Source organism: Streptomyces sp. NPDC046925 (assembly GCF_040644915.1).
Lineage (GTDB): Bacteria > Actinomycetota > Actinomycetes > Streptomycetales > Streptomycetaceae > Streptomyces.
In genome coordinates, this window is sequence record NZ_JBEYWZ010000002.1 from 839,662 (window position 1) to 861,653 (window position 21,992).

Consider the following 21,992-nt stretch of genomic DNA (forward strand, 5'->3'; position numbering starts at 1 on the left):
CCCCGTCTCGCTGTCCCCCTGGCCGGAGGATCTGACCTGCCAGCCTTCCCCACCATCGGCGCTCCGGCAAGCATGATGAGGACATGGCACAGAAGATGACCGAGGACCAGTGGCGGGCTTTCGTCTCCCGGGGCACCCGCACCGGCAAGCTGTCGACCGTCCGGGCGGACGGAAGCCCACATATCGCACCGATCTGGTTCCTGCTGGACGGGGATGAGCTGGTGTTCAACACCGGGACGGAAACCGTCAAGGGGCGGAATCTGGCACGGGACGGGCGCATCGCCCTGTGTGTGGACGACGACGAGCCCCCGTTCGCGTTCGTCGTCCTGCAGGGGCAGGCCCGGCTGAGCGACGATCTCGACGAGGTGCGGCACTGGGCGACACGGCTCGCCGCCCGCTATATGGGTGAGGCGCGCGCCGAGGAGTTCGGCGCACGCAACGGCGTGCCCGGCGAACTCCTCGTGCGCGTCAGGATCGACAAAGTGGTCGCTCTGGCCGCCGTGGCCGACTGACGCCGGGTCGGCGGTCCGGCCGTTCCGGCGGTCCGGCCGTTCCGGCGGTCCGGCCGTTCCGGCGGTCCGGCCGTTCCGGCGGTCCGGCCTCAGCCCACCGAGTCGAGCAGCCGGGCGGTATACATCCGCCCGGCGTACTCGACCAGGCGTATCAGCACCTCCTTTCCCGAATCGCGGTCCCGCGCGTCGCACAGCACCACTGGGGTGCCGCGGTCGAGGTCCAGGGCCCGTGACACTTCATGCGCACCGTACGTACGCGCGGTCGCGAAGCAGTTGACGGCCACCACGAACGGGATGTGCCGATGCTCGAAGTAGTCGACGGCGGGGAAGCAGTCCTCGAGCCGCCGGGTGTCCGCGAGGACGACCGCACCGAGCGCGCCCTGGGACAGCTCGTCCCACAGGAACCAGAAGCGGTTCTGCCCGGGCGTACCGAAGAGGTACAGCGACAGGCCAGACCTGATGGTGATGCGGCCGAAGTCCATGGCGACGGTCGTCGTGGTCTTGCGGTCGACTCCGCCGGTGTCGTCCACCGACTGACCGGCCTCGCTGAGCAGTTCCTCGGTGCGCAGCGGGCGGATCTCGCTGACGGCACCGACGAGAGTGGTCTTGCCCACCCCGAAGCCTCCCGCGACCAGAATCTTCAACGCCATGGCGGTCGTGTCGTCGCCGTCGGCGTCAGAGTGCTCGGAGCCCATCGATCACCTCTCGCAAAATCTTCTCGTCGGGAAGCTGTGCGGGTGGCACGGGACGGCCCACCTTCACGCAGCCCATGTCCAGCAGGTCGCCGAGCAGCACCCTGACCACACCGACCGGCAGGTCGGCATCGGCCGCCAGCTCGGCGACCGACTGCGTCTCGGTGCGGCAGAGGTCGATGAGCGAGCGGTGTTCCGGTCCGAGCGCGGTGTCGTCACCGGGTCCCGGCGCGTTCTCGTCCAGCGTGACGAGTGCGATCAGGTCGAAGCGCACTCCGGTGGGCCCGGATTGGGTGCGCCCGCCCGTCATCGCGTACGGACGGACCAGTGGGCCGGCCTCGTGGTCGTACCACTGGCTGCCCGCGTCGTACGGGTCGCCGCTTCTGTCCTCGGTCATCCGCGTCGACCGCCCTGCGTCATCCGGCGGCCGGTGGTTGCGGCGCGAAGCGCGAGGGCGTGTAGAGATGCTCGCCCACCCGCTTGACCAGGCGTGCCATCTCGTAGGCGACCAGACCGATGTCGGCCGTCACGGAGCTGAGCACGGCGAGGCAGGAGCCGTCGCCGGCCGCGGCCACGAACAGGAAGCCGTCGTCCATCTCGACCATGGTCTGGCGCACTCCCCCGGCCCCGAAGTGCCGCCCCGCGCCCTTGGCGAGGCTGTGGAATCCGGAGGCGACGGCGGCCAGATGCTCCGCGTCCTCACGGGTGAGGGCGGTCGAGGCGCCGACGGCTAGCCCGTCGTTGGACAGCACCACGGCGTGTCGTACCTCACCGACCCGCGACACCAGGTCGTCGAGGAGCCAGTCGAGTTCGCCGGACCGGCCGGGGCTGATGCTCTGATCCTGGATCATGCGGGGTCTCCTTCGGTGCTGTCACTGGCCGGTGCGGGCCCTGGAGTGTCGGGGACCGCGCCGACGATGCCCGGCCGGCGGCCGCCGCCCCGGACCCAGCCGTCGCGGTAGGCGGTCATGCGGTCCCGTACCTCCTCGGGACTGCGTTCGCCGGTTTCGCGGACGCTCACGGATCCGGCCGCTTCTGCGGGGTGCCGCTCGCGCAGTTGGGGGGCCAGGCTGGCCTGGCGCACGCGGCGCGGCAGGTCGTCCGAAGGCTTCGGGACGCTGTCTGGTTCCGTTTCCGGGGGCTTGTGCAGGCGCAGTGCGGTGACGCCGGGGGGTGTGGGCTCCGGGGCTTGTGCCGACGGTGCCAGGGCGGGGCGGGCTGCCGGGGCCGGGACGGATGTGCCGTTCACCGGTGCGGCTTCGGGCACGCGCGCGTGCCGGTTCTCTTCGCGGTCACGTTCCATGGTGTGGGCTCCGGGACTTTCCGGTGTGGTGCTCTGCAGCAGTGCGGTGGGCAGGAGGACTACCGCGGTGGTACCGCCGTAGGGGGACGTACGAAGGTGCACTTTGACCCCGTGTCGCGCGGCGAGCCTGCTGACCACGAAGAGCCCCAGCTGGTCGCTGTCGAACAGGCCGAGCGCTTCGGACTGCTCGATGCGGCGGTTGGCCTCGGTGAGGGTTTCCGAGCCCATGCCCAGGCCGCGGTCCTCGATCTCCAGGGCGTAGCCGTTGCCGACGGGTTCTCCGTTGACCCGCACCTTGGTGTGGGGCGGCGAGAACTGGGCGGCGTTCTCGACGAGTTCGGCCAGGAGGTGGGTGAGGTCGGCGACGGCGGTGCCGACGACCGCGGCGGCGGGGAGTTGCCGTACCTCCACGCGCGCGTAGTCCTCGACCTCGGAGACGGCGGCACGGACGACGTTGGTCAGGGAGACGGGCGTGCGCCAGGCGCGTCCCGGTGCGGCTCCGGAGAGGATGATCAGGCTCTCCGCGTGCCGCCTCATCCGGGTGGTGAGGTGGTCGAGGCGGAAGAGGTCGCTGAGTTCGTTCGGGTCGTCCGACCTGCGCTCCATGGCGTCGAGGAGGCTGAGCTGGCGGTGGACGAGGACCTGGCTCCTGCGGGCGAGGTTGACGAAGACCCCCGAGATGCCGTTGGCGAGTTCGGCGCGCTCGATGGCGGCGCGCAGGGCCGCCCGGTGCACCGTGCCCAGCGCTTCGTAGACCTGCCCCGTCTCGTCCTCCGTGGGCGGGCCGAGCGGAGCTTCGGCGTGGATGTCGATCTCCTCGCCGGAGCGCAGTCTGCGCATGGCGTGCGGGAGTTTGCGGTGGGCGATGTCCAGGGCTCCGTTGCGCAGGCTCACCAGCTCGACGACCAGGCCGCGCCCGATGCGTACGGAGATGACCAGTGAGGCGGCGACGGCCAGGAGGCCCAGGAGTACCGCGGCCCCTGCGGGTGTGAGCAGGCCGCGGGTGAAGGGGTCGGCCCGGTCTGCGGCGCTGCGGCTCGCTCCCGCGTCGATCGCGCGGAGATCGTCGCGCACCGCGGCATGGGCGCTGTTCCAGGCGGCGGCCGGTGCCGCCGCGGCGGCGATCTTGCCCGGCGGTGCGACGAGCACCTTGTCCTCGACGGCGCGCACCTCGGCGTAAGCGCTCCCCCGCACGAGGTCCTGCCAGGCTGCCCGTTCGGGCGCGCGCAGATCCGGCACCGCCACGTCGGTCAGGGTCCGCCGGGTGTCGACGGCCCCGGTGAACTGCCGCAGTCGTTCGCCGTCCAGGGAGCCCGCAAGACGGGCGCTGGACAGGAGGACGTCCTCGCGGGCCAGCATCTCGGCAGCCCTGGAGAATTCGAGCAGCACGCGCGCGTCGGAGCCGAGTTCGGCCTCTTGGAGGCCGGTGAGTGCGCCGCCGACTCCGAAGGCGGCCGAAATGGTCTTCGTGTACTGGCCGTAGGCGGCATCCCAGCCCGTGCGGTGATCGAGCACGTCGGTGCGCACCGTGTTCAGTCCTTCGGCCGCGGCGACGAAGGCTGCGAGCCTGGAGGCCACGCCGGTGGGCAGGCCGGCGCCGTCGGCGACCGTGCGGCCCTCGCCGCGACGCAGCTTCGCCACCGCGTGGTCCGTGCCGTCAGCCTGCCTCTTGAGTTCGCTGCCCCGGTCGGGCGCGGGTTCGGTCGCGTAGCGCACGGCGGCCGCCCGCTCGGCCTGCAGTGCGGCGACGGCGGTGTCGAGGGGGCCGCGGACCTCGGTGTCGGCCCGTTGCAACTGCCGCAACTGCGCCACGTCTTGAGCGGTGGTGACCGTGGCGTACCCCCACAGGGCGAGCAGGGAGACGACCGGCACCATCAGCAGGCAGATGATCTTGGCTCGGACCGTGCGGGGCCGCGGCCACCGCGATCGTCCCCGCGCGGAGGCCGCCGGTGGCGCGGGTTCCGCGGGGGCTTTGACGTCGGTCCGTTCGTCGGCGGGCGGTCCCGCATGTGCGCGGCGGCCACGTGCCGGGGCCCTGGGCGCGCGCGGCGCGGTGCCGTCAGCCGGGTCGGGGGTCCTACGGGGTGTACGCATGGCCTCCTCGCTCGCAGAGATGTCGGGGCGGGTGTCCGACCGGCCGTGACCGGTCCGGGGGCCGGCTAGCCGGCGGCGCCGCCCGCGGGCCGCTGGGCCGCCACGGAGGCCTTACGCTCCCCCGAGGCCGGGGACAGCGCGACGAAGGCCGAGGTGAGGAAGAGGTAGGAGCCGAGACCGACCGCAAGGGGGAAGATGAACTGCATGGTCGTGGCTCCGGGCAGCGCCGCGCCCGACTCGGTGATCCGCACGCTCACGGCCAGCATCCCGGTGTAGTGCATGCTGCTCACGGCCCCGCCCATGACCAGGGAGGCGACGGCGACCGCGAGCGGTGACCTGATGTTGAGCGCCGCCCACAGGGCCGCGGTCGCGGCGAGGACGGCGATGACCACGGAGAGGCCGACGAGGACCGGGTCGTAGCGCACGTCGCCGTGCAGCCGCAGCGCGGCCATGCCCAGGTAGTGCATGCTCGCGACGCCGAGCCCGGTGGTCAGCCCGCCGGCCGCGAGCGCTCGTCCGCGGTCGCGGCCGTAGCCGACGACGAAGACGCCGACACCGACGACGGCCACCGCGACGATCAGGCTCAGGATCGTCAGCGGCACGTCGTAGTGGATCTCGGTTCCGGTGACGCCGAAGCCGAGCATGGCCACGAAGTGCATCGTCCAGATGCCCGTGCCGACGGCGGAGGCCGCGGTGATGAGCCAGTTGCGGCGCGACGTGCCCGACGCGCCGAGCGCACGGACGGTGCAGCGCAGCCCGAGAGCGGCGCCGATACAGGCCATCACGTACGACAGCACGGGGGTCAGCCAGCCGAAGGCGGCGTGGTCCAGGTGTCCCATGGGTCCGGGACGCTAGTCCGGGCAGGGGCGCACAACGGGGGCGTAGTTCGAAAGGTGTTGCAATATGACGCAGAGGGCAACCTGAACGACCGCATCACGCTCGAACGTGTGCCCCCGAGGCGCATGCGTGTCGTTAAGCAATCATGACCACATGAGCGATGACCACACGCGTGTCCGCGACTTCTTCTCCGCCCGGGCGGCCGACTGGGACAACCGGTTCCCCGACGACGGGCCCGCCTACCGGGCCGCCGCGTCCGAACTCGGCCTGCGGCCCGGCGGTCGCGTCCTCGATGCCGGATGCGGCACCGGCCGGGCGCTGCCCGCGCTCAGGGAGGTCGTGGGGCCGCAGGGAGCCGTCCTCGGGATCGATCTGACTCCGGCCATGCTGGAGGCCGCCACACGGGCGGGCAGGGGCCGTGAGGGCCAACTCCTGCTCGGGGACGTGACCCGGCTTCCGTTGCGCGACGGGGCGCTCGACGCCGTGTTCGGCGCGGGTCTGATCTCCCACCTGCCCGACCCGGCCGCGAACCTGCGGGAGTTGCGGCGCGTGGTGCGCCCCGGGGGAACCCTCGCCCTCTTCCACCCCATCGGTCGGGCAGCTCTGGCGGCTCGGCAAGGCCGCCAGATCACCGAGGACGACCTGCGGGCCGAGACGAACCTCCGCCCGCTGCTCTCCGGCGCGGGCTGGCACCTGACCTCGTACGTCGACGAGGACGCGCGGTTCCTCGCGCTGGCCGTACGGCAGGACTAGCGCCCGTCAACGGCGGAGGCGAATGTTTCCGGGGCGTCGAACATGACGTTGTGCCCGGCGTCCGGCACGGTCAGCACCCGTACCCCGGACGCCATCAGCTCTTCGGCGCCCGCGAGTTCGCCGCTCCGCGCACCCTGCAAGTAGACGCGCTCGACGGGCAGCTCCATGAGCGTCGCGCGCATCGTGGGCCGTGTCCCTCTGACGAGCCCCGTCGCGCTGCGGTGCAGGGCGCGGGGGTCGGCGAGGCGCATGGTCGCCGCCCACAGGGGGTCGATCTCTTGCAGCACGCGCGCGTGGCCGTGGACCACGAAGTCCTCCTCTTCGTAGGCCGCGATTTTGCTGCTTCCCTCGGTCGCGGCCGGGCGGGGGTCGAGGTTGGCCTCGGTGAGGACAAGGCGTGACACCAGATCGCCGCGTCGGTGGGCCAGCACGATCGCCACGGAGCCGCCCATGCTGTGCGCGACGATCTCGGCTCCGCTCACCCGGGCCTCGTCCAGCGCGGCGGCCAGGGCGTCCGCGAGTTCCTCCAGGGTGTAGCCGAAATCCGCAGGCCGGTCGCTGATGCCATGGCCCGGCAGGTCGACGAAGAGCGACCGGCGGCCTGCCAGCCCGGGCCTGGCCGCGATGTGCGCGTGATAGACGGTCGAGGCCGCGCCGAGCCCGTGCACGTACACCCGGGCCGGACCGTCCCCTTCGCTCTCCGTCCAGCGGACACAGCTGCCTTGCGCATCGAACCGTGCCTGTCGCATCCCGCTCCCCCACTCGCCTGCCGCTCGGCCGCCCGTCGTTTCGAGCAGTTCCGAGAAACGACAATACATCGTGACCGATGTATTGCGAGAGCGATGTACCCCGATAGTGCGGCAGAATGCAGGGCATGCTCGAACTGGCCATCCTCGGTTTCCTCTTCGACGCGCCCCTGCACGGCTATGAGCTGCGCAAGCGCATCACCGCACTGACCGGGCACGTGCGCCCCGTAGCCGAGAGCACGCTGTACCCCGCCATCAAGCGGCTGGAGAAGGCAGGCCTGCTGGCCCGCGAGACACAGCCCGGCTCCGTGGCGGCCCCGCGCCACGTCCTGAACCTCACCGAGGCAGGCAGGAGCGAGCTTCGCCGCAGGCTCACGGAGCCGCAGCAGGGCGACATCACCGACGAGAACCGCTGGTTCACGGTGCTCGCCTTCCTGCGTCACGTGGACGACAAGGCCGCCCAGGCCGCCGTACTCGAGCGCCGCCTCGCCTTCCTCGAGGAGCCGGCCAGCTTCTTCTACGACGGCGAGCATCCGTTGCGCGCCGAGGATCTGGACGATCCGTTCCGGCGCGGCATCCTCACCATCGCCCGCGCGACGAGCCGTGCCGAACTCAGCTGGCTGCGGGCGACGCTGAGCTCACTCCGCTGAGGCAGCGGCCGATCCGTCCGTGTGCACGACAGGGCAACCCCGCACGCCGGGCACCGGGAACGTGCCGAGGGCGCCGACCCGATATCCCTTCGGGTAGCCCTTGATCTCCCAGTTCTGGCGCGCGTAGTGCGGTGCGCCACGAGGCGGCATCAGGCGCACGGCCCGCCCGCGCAACCGCACCGCACGCCGGACCAGTGCGCGGGTGGCGGCGCCCGGCGGTTCGTAGCGGAAGGCCCGCAGGAGGGGCTCGTCGAGCAGGGCGAGGGTCGAGGTGCGCAGCAAGGGCGCCAGAGGGCGCGGATACCAGGAGGCCATGAGATTGAGGGTCGCGTCGGAGACCCTGCGCGCCCCCTCGTCCCACGCGAAGTGCGCCTCTTCGTAGGCATCGAGACATTCCTCGAAGGCTTCGTAGGACTCCGGGATGTCCTGGATCCCCATGTGCTTGCCCAGGGTGCGGTAGTGGACGGCGGCAGCGGTCGCCTCGTGGCGCGACAGCGCGCGCCATCCGTAGGCATCGATCCAGCGCTTGGGCATCACCACGAACGTGCACAGCACGTAGCGCATGTCTTCGTTGCTGATGTCGTAGCTGCGGTGCATCTGGTTGATGCGGCGGATCGCCGTACGCCCCTCGTCCGTGCCGAAGCCGTGCTCCACCACGGCGTCCAGGAGCAGAGCCGTGTCGTCGTACCGCTTCTGCGTACGGTCCGTCAGTTCCGCCGTCTCGGCAAGGAGCCGGCCGATACTGGGCACGGCGTACGTGCGGTAGAGAGCGAGCTCGAGTGCGCGCGTGTAATCCCAGGGGAACTCGTACGTCGCGGTGAGCCGGTAGATCGTCAGGGCGTCCTTCTCGGGATCCAGACGCCGGATCTCCCTGAGCCGGTCGTAACGCTTCACCCCACGGTCCCCCTTCTGTCCTTGGAGCTCCAACTCTACGTTGGGAGAAGACAGATGAGTGATCATCAGCAGTAATCAGAACCGGGGGAAGGCGGGCCCGCATGTTCGACAAGCTCCGCAAACTGTGGCGCGCGGACGACACCGTCCGCAGCAAGGAGAAGCGTCCGCACAACCTCTTCGAGGCCGCCGCCGTCTATGTGGCGGCGTGCGCCGACGACGACCAGGACCGAGCGGACGAAGCCACGGACTGGGTGTCACCGGAGGCGCTGTCCTTCGGCGTCAGCGAACTCGCCTGCCGAGCGGTCATCGCCCTCGCCCGGGAACGCGACGAGTCGCCGACGGACGTGGCGCGTACGCTCCTCGGCCTGCCTGCCGCCTGACATCCGTGTGCGTGAGATCGGGACAGGCCAGCGCCTCCCGGGTGGGCGTGCCTGTCTCGGCCGCGTACGCGAGGCGTTCACGGATCTCGCGCGGGGTGCGGGGGCGGTAGCCGGGGCCGTCGCCGCAGCAGCCCTGCCGGAAGCTGAGACCCGACAGCAGCACCACGCTCAGGGCGCGCCACGCAGCCGTGTCGCGGCGCTTGGGCACCGCGAGCGCGGAGCCCGCACCGAGCAACCGGCCGCCGCACCTGGGACAGATGTCGACGAGCGCGCGTCCGTAGTCGGCCGGCTTCTTGAAAGAAGCACGGCACGGCAGACACACGAAGTGCAGGCTGGCTCTGGACATGACACCCACCGTAGTCGTGCGGCGCGCGGGCTACGAGCGAGTTTCCCGGTGCGTACGAGCGAGTCTCCTGGTCACGCACCACTCGACGATCAATGGGACCTGTGGTTAGGGTGCGCCGACGGATGAAGCGATGGGGAGGCTGGCATGGCCGGAACGGACGACGCTGTCGCCGCCGAGGACGACGCGCTGTACGTGCTGACCGCGGTGCTGCTGACACCCGCGAAGTTCCCGAGCGTGCTCGGTGACGACTATCCGGAGGCGTGCGCGGCTCTGGGGCTCGCCCCGCTTGCCGCCGGGTACGGTCTGGTGCTCGGTCAGGACGGGGCGGGCGCCCGGTGGACCGTCGTCGTCGACGACGTGTCGCTGGTGGCCGTGGCGATCGCCTCCTGGGACTGCGGGATGGAGTACGACCTGTCGCCCGACGAGCGCACGGTGGTCGCCGCGCTGCCCGGCTGGCCCCTCGCGGTCGCCGTCGCGGCGCCCAACGTGCCCGCGCCGCACGATCCCGAGCCCGAGGAAGCGGATCAGCAGCCGCTCTCGCCTCCCCAGTCCGACACGTGGGGTCCCGCACAGCGACGGCTGGGCGCCGACGAAATAGCGCTGCAGTGGGCGGCGTGGCGCGAGCAGATCGACGACGACGACTTCTTGGGCGACGGCGCCGGGGATGGCGAGGGCGCCGGCCTCGATGCGGCTGACAGCACCGAGGCCGATCCCGTACCCGGTGCCGGTGAGGCACCGCTGACCGGCGTACGCCGCGTCCTGGCGGAAGCACGGGCGTACGTGAGCACGCCGCCGCCCCTGGGCCGCGTGCGTTCGTCCTTCGCTTCCGGGGAGGCTCGCACGCTGCGTGCCGACGGTCCTGGCTGGTCCATGGTCGCCAGGACCGACGACATCGCGTTCGTGCTCCTCGACGAGGAGCCCGGAGAGGTGCTGCCGGTGGGCCGCGGTCCCGAACTTCCCTCGCTCCTGGACGCGCTCGACAAGATGGCCGTACGCCCCGCCTAAACCCCCTGCCCCGGGATCCGTCAGCGGTTGCGGTCGGGGTCGAGCAGGAAGGCGGCCATGGCCGTGTCGTGGTCCGCGTGGTCACGCAGGGCCGTCAGTTCGGCGCGCCAGGTCTCGTCCCAGGTCGTCGATGGTCCGCCGACGCGCACCAGTGCGAGCGCCAGCACTCCGGCCATTGGTGTCCCGCGCACGCGCAGCAGGCGGGCGGCGGCCAGCAGGGCGCCACGCGCGCGTGGCGAGGGAGCATCGACGTACGACCCGCCCCGCAGGGACAGCCTTTGGGGATGTTCCTCGACCAGATCCAGGAGTTGCTCCCAGCGGTCCGGGTGATGGTGGCCGAGGTGCACGGCGGCCAGCGAGGTCTCCCAGGCCAGGGCCGCCGCATCGGCGTACAGGCCCACGCTCTGCATCGACCGGGCCAGGACGTCGGCCATGCGAAGTGTCCGCGACGAGCCCCGCCGGACGTGCAAGGCCTCGCCGATGCCCGAGAGGCGGCGCAGCGCGACGGCGCGCGCTTGCGGATCCGGCGTACCGGCGTGTTCCTGGAGCCGGCCGATGATGCCCTCCAGCAGGGACTCCGCGAACGGTCCCGGAGGGAAGAGGGCCAATTGCCGTGCGGCCGCGTCCCACTCCTTCCGGCAGCGTGCCGGGTCCGTGGTGACCTCGGCGAGGGCCCGCATGGCGTCGGCCGCATCCGGTGTGAGCCAGGCGGGCAGTGCACCACAGGCGGCGACGACGGTCTCGCTGCCGCCTTCTCTCACCAGACGTGCCAGGAAGTTCGCGTAGGGCCCCTGCGCGGATTCGGGCACGGGCCCCACGCGCGTGTGGATGACCGCCTCGCGTACGGCGGGTTCGTCGGTGGCCCGGGCCAGGCGGTCGGCGACGGCGGGGCGGTCGATCGCGGCCAGGAGGTGGCGCGCCACGACGGCGCGTACGTCGCGATGCTGGCGCGGGGTGTCCCAGGCTGCCACCAGAGCGTCGAACGCCGCGTCCCCGGTGAGCGCGCCGAGGGCGCGTACGGCTTCCTTGCGGGAGCCGACGGGGGCATCGGGCGCGCAGGCCACGGGGGCGAGCAGGGCGACCGCCTCCAAGTCCGGTACGGCTTGCAGGAGTCGGCGGACGGATGCCATGGCGGCCCGTCCCCGGACGCCGCCCGTCGCTGCGTGCCGGAGCAGGACGTCCAGCAGCGGCCCGGTGGCGGGTGATGGGCCGGCGTGGGCCGTGCCGATGGCGTGACCGAGCGCGCCCAGTGCCGCTGCGGCGACGGGCTGTGGTGCCGATTCCGCCAGGGCCGTCAGGAGATCCGGGTCGCGTACCTGCGCTGCCGCGTCGGCGCGGGCGCGCAGGGCGGCCGGCTCGTCGACGGCCACGCGGGCGTGGTGTTCGTCCCAGGCGCGGCGCTGTGCGGGCAGCCAGCGGCCGGTGACAGCGGGATGCAGCCCGGAGGCCCAGGCGGTGGCGCGGGGGCGTACGCGGCCGGTGAGGCCTTCCGCGGCGGCGGGCAGGACGGCGTCCAGCAGGTCGGTACGCCGGACGGCGATGGTGCGCAGGATGTCGGGTATCGAGGCGAAGGAGGCGTCGTGGCCGATCAGTTCGGCGACGCGCTGCTCCCGCTCCCCTGCCGGCCTGGCCCAGGCGGCCGCCGCGCGGGCCGCGATGTCCGGATCGTCCGACTCCAGGGCCAGGGCACGCACCAGGGCGTCGAGTTCCGGAAGCACGGTCAAATGCGGTGCGAGGAGTTCCGCGAGGGCGGTCGCCAGTTCGGGGCGCGCGGGGGCGGCCGGCGATGTGGCGGACCAGAGGACATGTGCCGCTTCTGCATCGATGCGCAGTGGCGTGACGGGGCGCCGGAAGCGCGGATCGGACACGACGTGGCAGAGCAACTCCACGGCGTAGGCGGCGCGGCCGTGCCTGTCCGTGGCCGCGGCGCTCTCCGCGGCCCGGCGCAGCAGCCGCTCGGCCGGGGCCAGGGTGCGGGTGGTGGAGTCGCGGGACTGGACGGTGGTCAGCGCCGCGTCTCGCAGAACCCGGTCGGGCAGCGCGGCCAGCAGGTGCGGGGGCGCGCCCGCGAGTTGCTGGAGGGCGGCCCTGCGCACCGCTTCCTGGTCGTGCCAGGCCCGTTCGCAGTCCCCGGCGATCCGGGCGAATGCGTCCGGGTCGCCTTCGAGTTCGGCGCAGGCGAGCAACGCGGGCCAGGCCGTCAGGCGCTGGTGGACGCGGTGCTGCCCGGCCATGTCGCGCAGTATCGGTTCACCCAGGGCGAGCGGAAGCGCCACGGCCAGGCGGGCAGCCGTCCGCTCCCGGCTCGCCCAGCGCTCCGCCCAAGGCATGACCAGCGCGCCCCTGTCGGCCGGCGCCAGGGCCGTGAGCGCGGCCAGGGGCAGGCTGCGCACCGAGCGGCGTCGGGCGGTGCGTTCCTCGACCACGCGGCGGCGTTCCGGTGCGGGGAGCATCGCAAGGAGGCCGTCCGGCTCGATGTCGTGGCGTCCCGGTGCGCGGTGTCGTGGTTGCGTCGCGGGGCAGCGACGGGCGAGGTCCACCAGGTCGGCGAGGGGGAGTTCACGCAGGGCACGCCGTATGGCGGGCGGCAGCGCTCCGGCGCCGAGCGGGAGTTCGCCGGGCGTGCCGCCCTGGTCGGGCGGGGCCGCGCGCAGCAGGTCGAGGACTCTGGCGGGCCGGTGCAGCAGGGTGCGGGCCGCTTGTGGTGTCAGGAGGTCGGGGGCCCGGGCCAGGAGCAGCAGTCCGGCTTCCGGGTCGCGTGCGGCGGCGGCGCTCGCGACCGCGCGGTGGCGGCCCCTGAAGCCGTGCCGGCCGCGGTCGGCATGGCTTTCGGCGCCGGTGGCGAGCAGTTGGGCCACGGCGAGCGGTGCGGTGCGCGTCAGCGCGTTCAGTACGCCCGGGGGCGGGTCGAGTCGCGGCAGCCATGCGCCGGTGGTCTCGGCGGGGCATGCGGGCAGCAGCTGTGCGGCGTCGCGTGCGCCGAAGCGTGCGTGGACCTGTGGCAGCAGGCGTGCGGCGAGGGTGTGGCGGCGGCTGAGGCGCAGGACGCGGTAGGTCTCGTGGCGCACCGCCCTGATGTCGCTCGACGCGAGCTGTTCCAGGGCCGCGTCGGGCACGGGAAGCCGGATGGCGGCGGCGAGGGCGCGGCGGCGCAGGAGGGGGTCGGTCAGGGCCTCGGCGACGGTGGTGAGATCTCGCCGGGTGACGGCGAGGAAGAGGCCCGTGTGCCGTTCGTCGGGGGTGCCGGCGGCGAGGGCGTCGCGGAGTGTTGCGTACGCGTCGGCGGTGAGCGCTCGCGCATAGCGGGCGAGGGCGCTCATACGGGCCGGGAAGGGCAGCGGGTCGAAGTGCGCCTGCAGCCAGGCCGCTGTCAGCGGCGCGGGAGTGGGCTGGGGCTGGGAAGACGGCGTCTGCGACGCCTCGTGTGCGGCCATCAGCGATCACCGAAGGATCGCTGGGCCTCCTCTCGGGAAGTCATGTGCGCCACGATCACGCACGAGCTCCTCGGGTGCAACGGGTTTTCCGCTCGCGGAGCCGCCAGGGGCAGGACCGCGAGCGGAGCAGCCGTCAGCGCCGGTGCGTCGGGCGTCTGCTCACCGGTGTGGCGCCCGCTGCGGGGCGCCGGGTCAGTGGCCGAGTTCCTTGCGGGAGACGCGGCGCAGCCTGCGCCGCTGTCCGGGGTCCAGTGTCAGATAGGCCGCGGCCGGGACCCCCAGCACGATCAGGAGGGCGGCCCACCAGGGCAGCCAGATCAGCAGGATGATGCCGGCCGCCACACCTCCTGCGGCGATCTTCGCGTTCTTCGACATGTGTGTCGCCTCCTTCGCGGCTGTTGCCGCTCTCTGTCTTGAGAAACGGGCCCGGACCGCCCACGGTTCCAGTCTGCTCCCCTGACGGATCCCTGAGGCGCGACCCTGAGGCAACCCTGAGCCGCGCCGCCCGCCGCGCGGCTACTCCACCCGCAGCGGCTCGCCGACCTCGTACATGTGGCGCAGCACCTGCCGGTAGGAGTCGAGGAATCCGGCCTCGGTGTACGGCATGCCCAGTTCGGCGCAGTGAGCGCGGACCAGGGGCTGGGCGCGGCGCAGGCTGGGGCGGGGCATGCTCGGGAACAGGTGGTGTTCGATCTGGTAGTTGAGTCCGCCCAGGAACCAGTCGGTCAGGGCGCTGCCGCGGATGTTGCGCGAGGTCAGGACCTGCCGGCTGAGGTGGCCCCAGCGCTCGCCGTCGGGGTCGGGCATCTCCATGCCCTTGTGGTTGGGTGCGAAGGCGAGGCCGAGGTGCAGGCCGAAGAGGGCCTGGTGGACGGCGGCGAACGCAAGGGCGTGGCCCACCGGCATGGCGGCGAGCAGCAGCGTCACGTACCCAGCCAGGTGCGCCACCAGGAGCAGGCCCTCCACCAGGCGTTCACGCGGGGCCTGGCGGCGCAGGTCCTGGAAGCCGTAGATCTTCATGGCGATGCCCTGGAGGAGCGTCAGCGGGAAGAACAGCCAGGCCTGGTTGCGGGTGAGCCAGCGCCGGAAGCCCACGCGGACCCTGGCCTGCTTGCTGGTCCAGACGAGGACGTCGGCGGCGACGTCGGGGTCCTTGTCGATGTGGTTGGGGTTGGCGTGGTGGCGGTTGTGTTTGTCGTTCCACCAGGCCGAGCTCATCCCGAGGAGGAGGTTGCCGTGGATGAGTCCGATGGCGCGGCTCACGCCGCGGTCGCCGGTGATCTGGGAGTGGCCCGCATCGTGGCCTATGAAGGCCGTCCGGGCACAGAGGACGGAGAGGACGGGTGCCAGGAGCAGCACCCACCAGGAGCCTCCGGCGAGGAACATGCCCGCCGCGACGGCGGCGAGCGCCAGCGCGTTGACGATGATGGTGCGCGCGTACCAGCCGGTGCGGCGGCCCAGGAGCCCCTGCTCCTTCACGGTGCGCAGGAGAGGCGCGAAATCGCTCCCGGCGGACTGCCTCGGGTGGGTGCCGGGGGAACGCTCCGCGACTGCTGCGGCGGCCTGGGACATGGTGAGGTCTCCGGTCTCTGACTGGATCGGGCGGACGTGACACAACGTATGAGCCCGTGACCTGGGGCAACCATGGCGCTTTCACCCGTCTTCCGAAGGGGGACAGCACCGGGCGCGAGGGGGGCTACCTACACCCCCGGAGCGCCACGTGATGTGGATCACTCCCTTTTCGCTCACGCCTTCGGGGAAACGTGCTGTACTCTCGGCCGCTCCAGCCCCAGTAGTCAAGTTTGAGGAATGCGCTATCGCCGTGCCTGGGCCCTCTGCCGCCTCACCTTCCGAGATCTCTGAACTGTCCCGCTGCTCCGTGCTGTTCGTGGCCGCCGATCCGGCCCGTACCGGCCGCATCGCCTTCTGGCGCCCCGACGGCGAGGCGCCGCCCGCCTGCTCCGCGGGCACCGTCGAGGAACTGACCATCGCGGTGCCCGGCGACGACGGAGCACAGCTCAGCGACGTCCGCGCGGTACTGCTCCCGGTACGCGCGGCACTGCCGGTCCTGACCCGCGCGCGTGCCACGGCGGGAACCCATCCGACGGCCGCGTTCTGGGGCACGGCGGGCCTGCTCGCGCTGCAACTCGCCGCGCGCGGACTACTGTTGCCCGGACTGACACCGAGCGACCACGACGCATGGCGTTCCGGCCCGCTGGGCGACGACGACCTGCGCCGCCTGCGCGACCTGGCCGCCGCGATGCCTCCCGCCGCACACGCCCTCCCGCTGGAGGGCTCCGAACCGCTGCGGCTGCCCGAACCCGAGCGGCTGCTGCGCCAGTTCCTCGACGCGGTGGCCGATGCCCTGCCGCGCACGCCCGCCGCGACACTGGCTGCGGGTTCTGCGGCCTTCGCCTCCGCGCAACCGCAGCACATCCCCGAGCAGCGGCCCTGGGCCACCGATGTCGCCGCCGGGCACGACGCCGGCGTACGGATCTCGCTGCGCGTCGAGGTGCCCGGCCTGCTGTCCGACACCTCCGAGGGAACCCGGCTGCCGTTCCGTGCCGTACTGCAGATGCACAGCGTCAGCGACCCCTCGCTCGTCGCGGACGCGGCCGAGGCGTGGGCCGGATCGGGTGCCTCCGGGCAGGCCTTCGGGCCGCGATCACGGATGGATGCCCTGCTCGCGCTGCGTCGCGCCACGCGCGCGTGGCCGCCGCTCGCCCCGCTGCTCTCGGCCACCGTCCCCGATGCGATCGAACTCGCCGACGAAGAGGTCACCTCGCTCCTGGGCGAGGGCTCCCGCATGCTCGCCACCGCGGGCGTCGAGGTGCACTGGCCCCGGGAACTGGCGCGCGACCTGACGGCACGCGCGGTCATCGGCCCACCCGACGAGGACGCGCAACAGCCGGACAAGCCGGAGTCGGACACGCCGTCGTATCTCTCGGCCGACGCCCTGCTCTCCTTCAACTGGCGGTTCGCGCTGGGCGGTCAGCAGCTCTCGCGCGAGGAGCTCGACCGTCTCGCCGAGGCCAACCGCCCCGTCGTGCGCCTGCGCGACCAGTGGGTGCTCATCGACCCCGAAGAGGCCCGGCGCGCCCGCGCACACCAGGACCACAAGGTCACGCCGATCGACGCCCTGAGCGCCGTTCTGACGGGCACGACCGAGGTGGCTGGGCGCCGCGTGGACGTCCAGCCGACGGGCTGGCTCGCCACCCTGCGCGAACGCCTCGCGAACCCCGAGGCCATGGAGCCCGTGGGCCAGCCCGCGGCGCTCGCCGCGGACCTGCGCGACTACCAGCTGCGCGGCCTGAACTGGCTGGCCCGCATGACCTCCCTGGGCCTGGGCGGCTGCCTCGCCGACGACATGGGCCTCGGCAAGACGATCACCCTCATCTCCCTGCATCTGCACCGGCAGAAGGACACCGAGTCCGCGGGACCCACCCTCGTCGTCTGCCCCACGTCCCTCATGGGCAACTGGCAGCGCGAAATCGAGAAGTTCGCCCCCGGCACCCCCGTACGCCGCTTCCACGGCGCCCGGCGCAGCCTGGAGGACCTGGCCGACGGTGAGTTCGTGCTCACCACCTACGGCACGATGCGCCTGGACGCCGACAGTCTGGCGCACACCCCGTGGGGCATGGTCGTCGCCGACGAGGCCCAGCACGTCAAGAACCCCTACTCGGCCACCGCCAAACAGCTGCGGACCATCGGCGCACGCGCGCGCGTGGCGCTCACCGGCACCCCCGTGGAGAACAACCTCTCCGAGCTGTGGGCCATCCTCGACTGGACCACCCCGGGTCTGCTCGGCAAGCTGGGCACCTTCCGTACCCGCTACGCCCAGGCCGTCGAAGGCGGCACGGACCCGGCAGCCGCCGAGCGGCTCGGCCAGCTCGTACGCCCCTTCCTGCTGCGCAGGCGCAAGTCCGACCCCGGTATCGCCCCCGAACTGCCGCCCAAGACGGAGACCGACCGGGCGGTGTCCCTCACCACGGAGCAGACCGGCCTCTACGAAGCCGTCGTGCGCGAGACCCTGGCGGAGATCTCCGGCGCCGACGGCTTCGCCCGCCGCGGCCTGATCGTCAAGCTCCTCACCGGCCTCAAGCAGATCTGCAACCACCCCGCGCAGTACCTCAAGGAGGACAAGCCGCGGATCGAGGGCCGCTCCGGGAAGCTGGAACTCCTCGATGAACTGCTCGACACGATCCTCTCCGAGGACGCGAGCGTGCTCGTCTTCACCCAGTACGTCCAGATGGCACGCCTCATCGAGCAGCACCTGGCGGCGCGCGGCACCCCCACCCAGTTCCTGCACGGCGGCACGCCCATCGCGGCACGCGAGGCCATGGTGGAGCGCTTCCAGGACGGCGAAGTGCCGGTCTTCCTGCTGTCGTTGAAGGCCGCGGGCACCGGCCTGAATCTGACACGCGCCGAGCACGTCGTGCACTACGACCGCTGGTGGAACCCCGCCGTCGAGGCGCAGGCCACCGACCGGGCCTACCGCATCGGGCAGACGCAGCCAGTGCAGGTACACCGGCTGATCGCGGAGGGGACGATCGAGGACCGCATCGCCGAGATGCTGCTGCGCAAGCGGGAGTTGGCCGACGCGGTGCTCGGTTCCGGTGAGGCCGCGCTGACCGAACTCACCGACGCCGAACTGTCGGACCTGGTGGAGCTGCGAGGGGGGACGCGATGAGCGACATGTACGACGAGGCGGACGACGGCATGCGGGCGGACGGCCGTCATGGAGAGGGCGCTTACGAGCAGGAGCGCACCTTCGCCGCACTGCCGCCCGCGCACGGGCGGGGCTTCGCGCAGAGCTGGTGGGGCCAGGCCTGGCTCAAGGCGCTCGAGGACACGGCACTGGATCTCGCGCAGCTCAAGGCCGGCCGCAGACTCGCGCGTGCGGGAGCCGTCGGCGCGGTCTCGGTGCGCCCCGGCCGGATCACGGCGGTCGTCAAGGACCGCCACGGCACCCCGCACCGCTCCGACGTGCTGCTGCAGCGGCTCGGCGAGGACGACTGGGACCGCTTCCTGGACATGGCCGTGGAGCGGGCCGGGCACATCGCGGCGCTGCTCGACCGCGAGATGCCGCCGCATCTGGTGGAGGACGCGTCGGCAGCAGGTGTCGAACTCCTGCCCGGCATCGGCGATCTGGAGCCGCAGTGCGACTGTGACGCGTGGGACCACTGCGGGCACACCGCCGCGCTCTGCTACCAGGTGGCCCGGCTGCTCGACCAGGACCCGTTCGTGCTGTTCCTGATGCGCGGCCGCGGTGAGCGTGAGCTCCTCGACGAGCTGCAAGTACGCAGCGTGGCGCAGGCGGACGCCGAGGAGACGCCCGCGGACGAGGAGGAGCGGGCTCTGGAGGGCGTGGACGCCGACGAGGCGTACGCGCAGGGAGCGATCCTGCCCCCGCTGCCCGACCTGCCTCCGCTGCCGTCTGAGCCGGGTCTGCCGCCCTCCCTCGACACGGAGGCGGAGCCCGCGCCCGGTCTCGACGTGACAGCACTGGAGTTCCTTGCCGCGCAGGCAGCAGCGGAGGCGCACCGGATGCTGGCCGAGGCGCTCTCCCCAGGGCACGAACGGCAGCCGGTCGAGGGGGAACTGACGCTGGAGGAGGATGCCGTACGCCTGGCTGCCACGGCTCCCGCGGCGGTGACCGCGCGCCTGTCGACCGCCGCCCGCCGTGGCCGGGACGGGCTCGCGCTTGCCGTGCGGGCCTGGGGCTACGGAGGTCCGGCGGCGCTGGCCGTCCTGGAGGAGGAGTGGGCCCCGGAGGCGGACGCGCTGGCACGCGCGCGTGCGGCGCTGGACGCGGCCTGGGAGGAGGACGAGCGGCCGCGGCTGCGCGCGGCCCGCAACCGCTGGACCGTGGTCGGCAGTGACGCCCAGCTGCGGCACGGGAGCGACGGCCGCTGGTGGCCCTACCGCAAGGAGCGCGGACGCTGGGCCCCGGCGGGTCCCGCGGCCCACGACCCCGCGACGGCACTGGCCGTGGCGACCGGCGGCGAGTAGGGCAAGCCGGTCCGGTACAGGTTCCCCGCACGCTCGCACGCCCGCACCGGACCATGGGCCCGCCCGGACCACGACCGCGCGCGGAGCCACAGGCCTAGGCATAGGCATAGGCATAGGCATAGGCATAGGCAAGCGTTCGCGCCCCCGCACCTGCACGCCCCTCGCAGTGCGCCTCCCCGCCGGAATGCGCGCCGCGGCCACCGGCGCATCCGTGCCGCGCACGCTCACGCCGGGAACACCGGCGCGGGCACTCCCTCTGACCAGCGATTGAGCGCGGCCATGACATCCGCGAATGTGGATCACACCGGATCAGGGGGACGCCGCCCGCGACTGGCCTCCCCCGCCCCACAGGGCCCCGGAATGAATGAGAGCGTCAGCGCGATCCAGGCGAAGGGGGACGAGGGGCCAGGTGCCCGACCACCGCTGACCGGCCTGTGGGTGACGGCGGCGCCTCCTGCCCCTCGCTGGAGGCGCCGTCAGCATGCCCCCTCACGTTCACCTGTCTGCCTCCCTGTGTTCGCGGCGACGGCGAAGTCTGATCGCCGTCACCGAACACTTGCACCCCAGGAGGCACCCATGTCCCCGCACGCCGCCCGTCAGCGTCGCGTCCGCCGTTCCGTCGCCGCGGGTGTGCCCCTCGCCGTGCTCGCCGCGATCGCGGTGACCGGAACCGCCACGGGCGCCCAGACCGGCGGCGAAGGCAAGGAGAAGACTGCCCGGATCACCTCGACGGCGACACTGGGCGAGATCCCTCTGGGCACGTTCAGCAACTCCCTGCTGCCCGGGACGGTGAAGAACGACCGCGGTGTGGATCTGGGCGGCATAGGCAGCGACATCTACCCGGCGGGCCGCAAGGGCGAGTTCTGGACGGTGACCGACCGGGGGCCCAACGGCCAGATCAAGGTGGACGGCAAGAAGCGGCGCACGTTCCCCGTCCCCGGTTTCGACCCGGCGATCGTGAAGGTCCGCGTGACCGGTGACACCGTGAAGGTCATCGACGCGCTCCCGCTGACGACGTCGTCAGGGAAGCCCGTCACCGGGCTGCCCAACCAGGAGGGGCGTGACGAGGCTCCGTACACCTACGACGCGAAGACGGCGCTGACGTACGACCCGAACGGCCTGGACACCGAGGGCATCGTGCGGGCGCAGGACGGAAGCTTCTGGCTGGTCGACGAGTACGGACCTTCGCTCGTCCACGTCTCCGCGCGCGGGAAGGTGCTCAAGCGCTATGTCCCCCACGGTCTGAAGCTGACGGGTGCCGACTACCCGGTCGTCGAGGCGCTGCCCGGCGTGCTGTTGCACCGCAAGGGCAACCGCGGCTTCGAGGGGCTCGCCCAGCTTCCGGGCGGCGACCTGGTGATGGCGGTGCAGAGCCCGCTGTCCCTGCCGGACGAGGACGCGGGTGAGGCCTCGCGGACGGCGCGGCTGCTGCGCTTCTCGCCGCAGAAGCAGGCGGTCACCGCCGAGTACGCGTACCGCTTCGACGCGGTGGATGTCGTCGACCCGGGCGAGGACGACACGTCCGAGCTGAAGATCTCCTCCGTAGTGGCCGTCGGGCGCGACAGGCTCCTCGTGGAGGAGCGCACCGACAAGGCCGCGCGGCTCCAGACGGTGAAGCTGGACCGCCGCTCCGACATCCTCGGCGAGCAGTGGGACGACGCCGCGACCAAGCCCTCCCTGGAGCAGCTCGACGACCCCGCTGCCTCCGGAGTGCCCGTCCTGAAGAAGCGTCTGTTGGTCGACCTGGGCGGCATCGACGGCATTCCCGACAAGATCGAGGGCGTGGCCCGCGTGAACGGTCACACCCTCGCCCTGATCAACGACAACGACTTCGGGATGACGGACGGAGCGGAGGCCTTCGACAAGGACGGCCGCCTCGTGGACAGCGACGCGGAGACCACGGTGACGTACGTACGGCTGCCGAAGGGCATCTGACCAGGGCCGCTCATCGGCCGCGCGCGACGGCTTCGGGCAGTTCCAGGTCGCTCGGCAGATCGCTGGGGAAGTCCGACGGCAGGTCGGTGGGCAGGTTCGACGGCACTTCCGAAGGCACCTCCGACGGCAGATCCGAGGGGATCTCCGACGGGATGCTCAGCGACGGGGTGGGCTTGCCGTCCGAGCTCTCGCTGCTCCCGGAGGGGCCCTTCTTGTCGTCGGAGCCGTCCCCTCTGCCGACCACCAGGAACACCGCGACGACGGCACCGATCGCCACGAGCACGGCGATCACGACGAACCCCCTGCTCCGCCGCCCCGAAGGCCCTCCGGGCGGCGGCTGGGGCGGCCACCCGCCAGGGGGCATTCCGCCGCCTCCGCCAGGAGGTACACCGCCGGGCG

General features: G+C 72.2%; 19 protein-coding genes. 8 read left to right on the forward strand and 11 right to left on the reverse strand.

Annotated features, from left to right (window positions below):
* Positions 1-83: 83 nt before the first annotated feature.
* Positions 84-512 (forward strand): PPOX class F420-dependent oxidoreductase, encoded by a 429-nt coding sequence (locus ABZ906_RS10105; RefSeq protein WP_361182755.1) that lies wholly within the window; start codon positions 84-86, stop codon positions 510-512.
* A gap of 89 nt (positions 513-601) precedes the next feature.
* Here ABZ906_RS10105 and ABZ906_RS10110 read toward each other — a convergent pair whose 3' ends face one another.
* The 5 genes from ABZ906_RS10110 to ABZ906_RS10130 all read right to left on the reverse strand — a co-directional run bounded on the left by ABZ906_RS10110 (position 602) and on the right by ABZ906_RS10130 (position 5,440).
* Positions 602-1,207, reverse strand: coding sequence for an ATP/GTP-binding protein (locus tag ABZ906_RS10110; RefSeq protein ID WP_361379876.1), 606 nt, complete (start codon positions 1,205-1,207; stop codon positions 602-604).
* Positions 1,188-1,601 (reverse strand): DUF742 domain-containing protein, encoded by a 414-nt coding sequence (locus ABZ906_RS10115; RefSeq protein ID WP_361182759.1) that lies wholly within the window; start codon positions 1,599-1,601, stop codon positions 1,188-1,190. The genes ABZ906_RS10110 and ABZ906_RS10115 overlap by 20 nt, the downstream gene beginning before the upstream one ends.
* A gap of 19 nt (positions 1,602-1,620) precedes the next feature.
* A complete protein-coding gene (locus ABZ906_RS10120) occupies positions 1,621-2,055 on the reverse strand; it encodes a roadblock/LC7 domain-containing protein (protein ID WP_361182760.1) in 435 nt (144 codons plus the stop codon).
* Positions 2,052-4,601, reverse strand: coding sequence for an ATP-binding protein (locus ABZ906_RS10125; RefSeq protein WP_361379879.1), 2,550 nt, complete (start codon positions 4,599-4,601; stop codon positions 2,052-2,054). Before ABZ906_RS10125 ends, ABZ906_RS10120 begins: the two co-directional genes overlap by 4 nt.
* Before the next feature lie 65 nt (positions 4,602-4,666).
* Positions 4,667-5,440 carry an MHYT domain-containing protein gene (locus ABZ906_RS10130; protein WP_361379882.1) on the reverse strand — a complete coding sequence of 258 codons (774 nt, stop codon included), beginning with the start codon at positions 5,438-5,440 and terminating at the stop codon, positions 4,667-4,669.
* A 151-nt stretch (positions 5,441-5,591) separates the two neighbouring features.
* Here ABZ906_RS10130 and ABZ906_RS10135 point away from each other — a divergent pair, with 151 nt between their 5' ends.
* Positions 5,592-6,191, forward strand: coding sequence for a methyltransferase domain-containing protein (locus ABZ906_RS10135; RefSeq protein ID WP_361379885.1), 600 nt, complete (start codon positions 5,592-5,594; stop codon positions 6,189-6,191).
* Here the strand turns inward: ABZ906_RS10135 and ABZ906_RS10140 are convergent.
* The gene (locus ABZ906_RS10140; protein ID WP_361379888.1) at positions 6,188-6,940 is read right to left on the reverse strand and encodes an alpha/beta hydrolase; all 753 of its coding nucleotides are present in this window, start codon (positions 6,938-6,940) and stop codon (positions 6,188-6,190) included. The genes ABZ906_RS10135 and ABZ906_RS10140 overlap by 4 nt on opposite strands.
* 125 nt (positions 6,941-7,065) lie before the next feature.
* On the opposite strand from ABZ906_RS10140, the gene ABZ906_RS10145 reads away from it, so the two are divergent.
* On the forward strand, positions 7,066-7,587 hold the full coding sequence (locus ABZ906_RS10145) for a PadR family transcriptional regulator (protein WP_361379891.1): 522 nt from the start codon (positions 7,066-7,068) through the stop codon (positions 7,585-7,587).
* Here ABZ906_RS10145 and ABZ906_RS10150 read toward each other — a convergent pair.
* Entirely contained in the window at positions 7,576-8,481 is a 906-nt protein-coding gene (locus ABZ906_RS10150) for an oxygenase MpaB family protein (protein WP_361379894.1), read from the reverse strand. The two genes, ABZ906_RS10145 and ABZ906_RS10150, sit on opposite strands and share 12 nt — an antisense overlap.
* Before the next feature lie 101 nt (positions 8,482-8,582).
* Here ABZ906_RS10150 and ABZ906_RS10155 point away from each other — a divergent pair, with 101 nt between their 5' ends.
* Complete coding sequence (locus ABZ906_RS10155) at positions 8,583-8,861, forward strand: hypothetical protein (RefSeq protein ID WP_361182772.1); 279 nt, start codon at positions 8,583-8,585, stop codon at positions 8,859-8,861.
* Between the two features lie 490 nt (positions 8,862-9,351).
* Positions 9,352-10,212, forward strand: coding sequence for a hypothetical protein (locus ABZ906_RS10160; RefSeq protein WP_361379897.1), 861 nt, complete (start codon positions 9,352-9,354; stop codon positions 10,210-10,212).
* 20 nt (positions 10,213-10,232) lie between these two features.
* Here the strand turns inward: ABZ906_RS10160 and ABZ906_RS10165 are convergent, their stop codons facing one another.
* The 3 genes from ABZ906_RS10165 to ABZ906_RS10175 form a co-directional block, all read right to left on the reverse strand.
* Positions 10,233-13,646, reverse strand: coding sequence for a hypothetical protein (locus ABZ906_RS10165; protein ID WP_361379900.1), 3,414 nt, complete (start codon positions 13,644-13,646; stop codon positions 10,233-10,235).
* A gap of 192 nt (positions 13,647-13,838) precedes the next feature.
* Positions 13,839-14,021: a hypothetical protein gene (locus tag ABZ906_RS10170; RefSeq protein ID WP_344522782.1), complete on the reverse strand. Its 183-nt coding sequence runs from the start codon at positions 14,019-14,021 to the stop codon at positions 13,839-13,841.
* Positions 14,022-14,162: 141 nt separating this feature from the next.
* Positions 14,163-15,218, reverse strand: a complete 1,056-nt coding sequence (locus ABZ906_RS10175; RefSeq protein WP_361379903.1) for an acyl-CoA desaturase — start codon at positions 15,216-15,218, stop codon at positions 14,163-14,165.
* 151 nt (positions 15,219-15,369) lie between these two features.
* On the opposite strand from ABZ906_RS10175, the gene ABZ906_RS10180 reads away from it, so the two are divergent.
* From ABZ906_RS10180 to ABZ906_RS10190, 3 genes are all read left to right on the forward strand, one after another.
* On the forward strand, positions 15,370-18,336 hold the full coding sequence (locus ABZ906_RS10180) for a DEAD/DEAH box helicase (protein WP_361379906.1): 2,967 nt from the start codon (positions 15,370-15,372) through the stop codon (positions 18,334-18,336).
* Between the two features lie 29 nt (positions 18,337-18,365).
* Positions 18,366-19,658, forward strand: coding sequence for an SWF or SNF family helicase (locus ABZ906_RS10185; protein ID WP_361381384.1), 1,293 nt, complete (start codon positions 18,366-18,368; stop codon positions 19,656-19,658).
* 576 nt (positions 19,659-20,234) lie between these two features.
* Positions 20,235-21,593 (forward strand): esterase-like activity of phytase family protein, encoded by a 1,359-nt coding sequence (locus ABZ906_RS10190; RefSeq protein WP_361379909.1) that lies wholly within the window; start codon positions 20,235-20,237, stop codon positions 21,591-21,593.
* Between the two features lie 10 nt (positions 21,594-21,603).
* On the opposite strand, the gene ABZ906_RS10195 is transcribed toward ABZ906_RS10190, so the two are convergent.
* Positions 21,604-21,885 (reverse strand): hypothetical protein, encoded by a 282-nt coding sequence (locus ABZ906_RS10195; protein ID WP_361379912.1) that lies wholly within the window; start codon positions 21,883-21,885, stop codon positions 21,604-21,606.
* Positions 21,886-21,992 lie beyond the last annotated feature (107 nt).

Excerpts from the sequence above, each read along its gene's own strand:
- ABZ906_RS10105 (WP_361182755.1), top strand. The coding sequence starts at position 84 with ATGGCACAGAAGATGACCGAGGACCAGTGGCGGGCTTTCGTCTCCCGG.
- ABZ906_RS10110 (WP_361379876.1), bottom strand. The coding sequence starts at position 1,207 with ATGGGCTCCGAGCACTCTGACGCCGACGGCGACGACACGACCGCCATG.
- ABZ906_RS10115 (WP_361182759.1), bottom strand. The coding sequence starts at position 1,601 with ATGACCGAGGACAGAAGCGGCGACCCGTACGACGCGGGCAGCCAGTGG.
- ABZ906_RS10120 (WP_361182760.1), bottom strand. The coding sequence starts at position 2,055 with ATGATCCAGGATCAGAGCATCAGCCCCGGCCGGTCCGGCGAACTCGAC.
- ABZ906_RS10125 (WP_361379879.1), bottom strand. The coding sequence starts at position 4,601 with ATGCGTACACCCCGTAGGACCCCCGACCCGGCTGACGGCACCGCGCCG.
- ABZ906_RS10130 (WP_361379882.1), bottom strand. The coding sequence starts at position 5,440 with ATGGGACACCTGGACCACGCCGCCTTCGGCTGGCTGACCCCCGTGCTG.
- ABZ906_RS10135 (WP_361379885.1), top strand. The coding sequence starts at position 5,592 with ATGAGCGATGACCACACGCGTGTCCGCGACTTCTTCTCCGCCCGGGCG.
- ABZ906_RS10140 (WP_361379888.1), bottom strand. The coding sequence starts at position 6,940 with ATGCGACAGGCACGGTTCGATGCGCAAGGCAGCTGTGTCCGCTGGACG.
- ABZ906_RS10145 (WP_361379891.1), top strand. The coding sequence starts at position 7,066 with ATGCTCGAACTGGCCATCCTCGGTTTCCTCTTCGACGCGCCCCTGCAC.
- ABZ906_RS10155 (WP_361182772.1), top strand. The coding sequence starts at position 8,583 with ATGTTCGACAAGCTCCGCAAACTGTGGCGCGCGGACGACACCGTCCGC.
- ABZ906_RS10160 (WP_361379897.1), top strand. The coding sequence starts at position 9,352 with ATGGCCGGAACGGACGACGCTGTCGCCGCCGAGGACGACGCGCTGTAC.
- ABZ906_RS10165 (WP_361379900.1), bottom strand. The coding sequence starts at position 13,646 with ATGGCCGCACACGAGGCGTCGCAGACGCCGTCTTCCCAGCCCCAGCCC.
- ABZ906_RS10170 (WP_344522782.1), bottom strand. The coding sequence starts at position 14,021 with ATGTCGAAGAACGCGAAGATCGCCGCAGGAGGTGTGGCGGCCGGCATC.
- ABZ906_RS10175 (WP_361379903.1), bottom strand. The coding sequence starts at position 15,218 with ATGTCCCAGGCCGCCGCAGCAGTCGCGGAGCGTTCCCCCGGCACCCAC.
- ABZ906_RS10180 (WP_361379906.1), top strand. The coding sequence starts at position 15,370 with ATGTGGATCACTCCCTTTTCGCTCACGCCTTCGGGGAAACGTGCTGTA.
- ABZ906_RS10185 (WP_361381384.1), top strand. The coding sequence starts at position 18,366 with ATGCGGGCGGACGGCCGTCATGGAGAGGGCGCTTACGAGCAGGAGCGC.
- ABZ906_RS10190 (WP_361379909.1), top strand. The coding sequence starts at position 20,235 with ATGTCCCCGCACGCCGCCCGTCAGCGTCGCGTCCGCCGTTCCGTCGCC.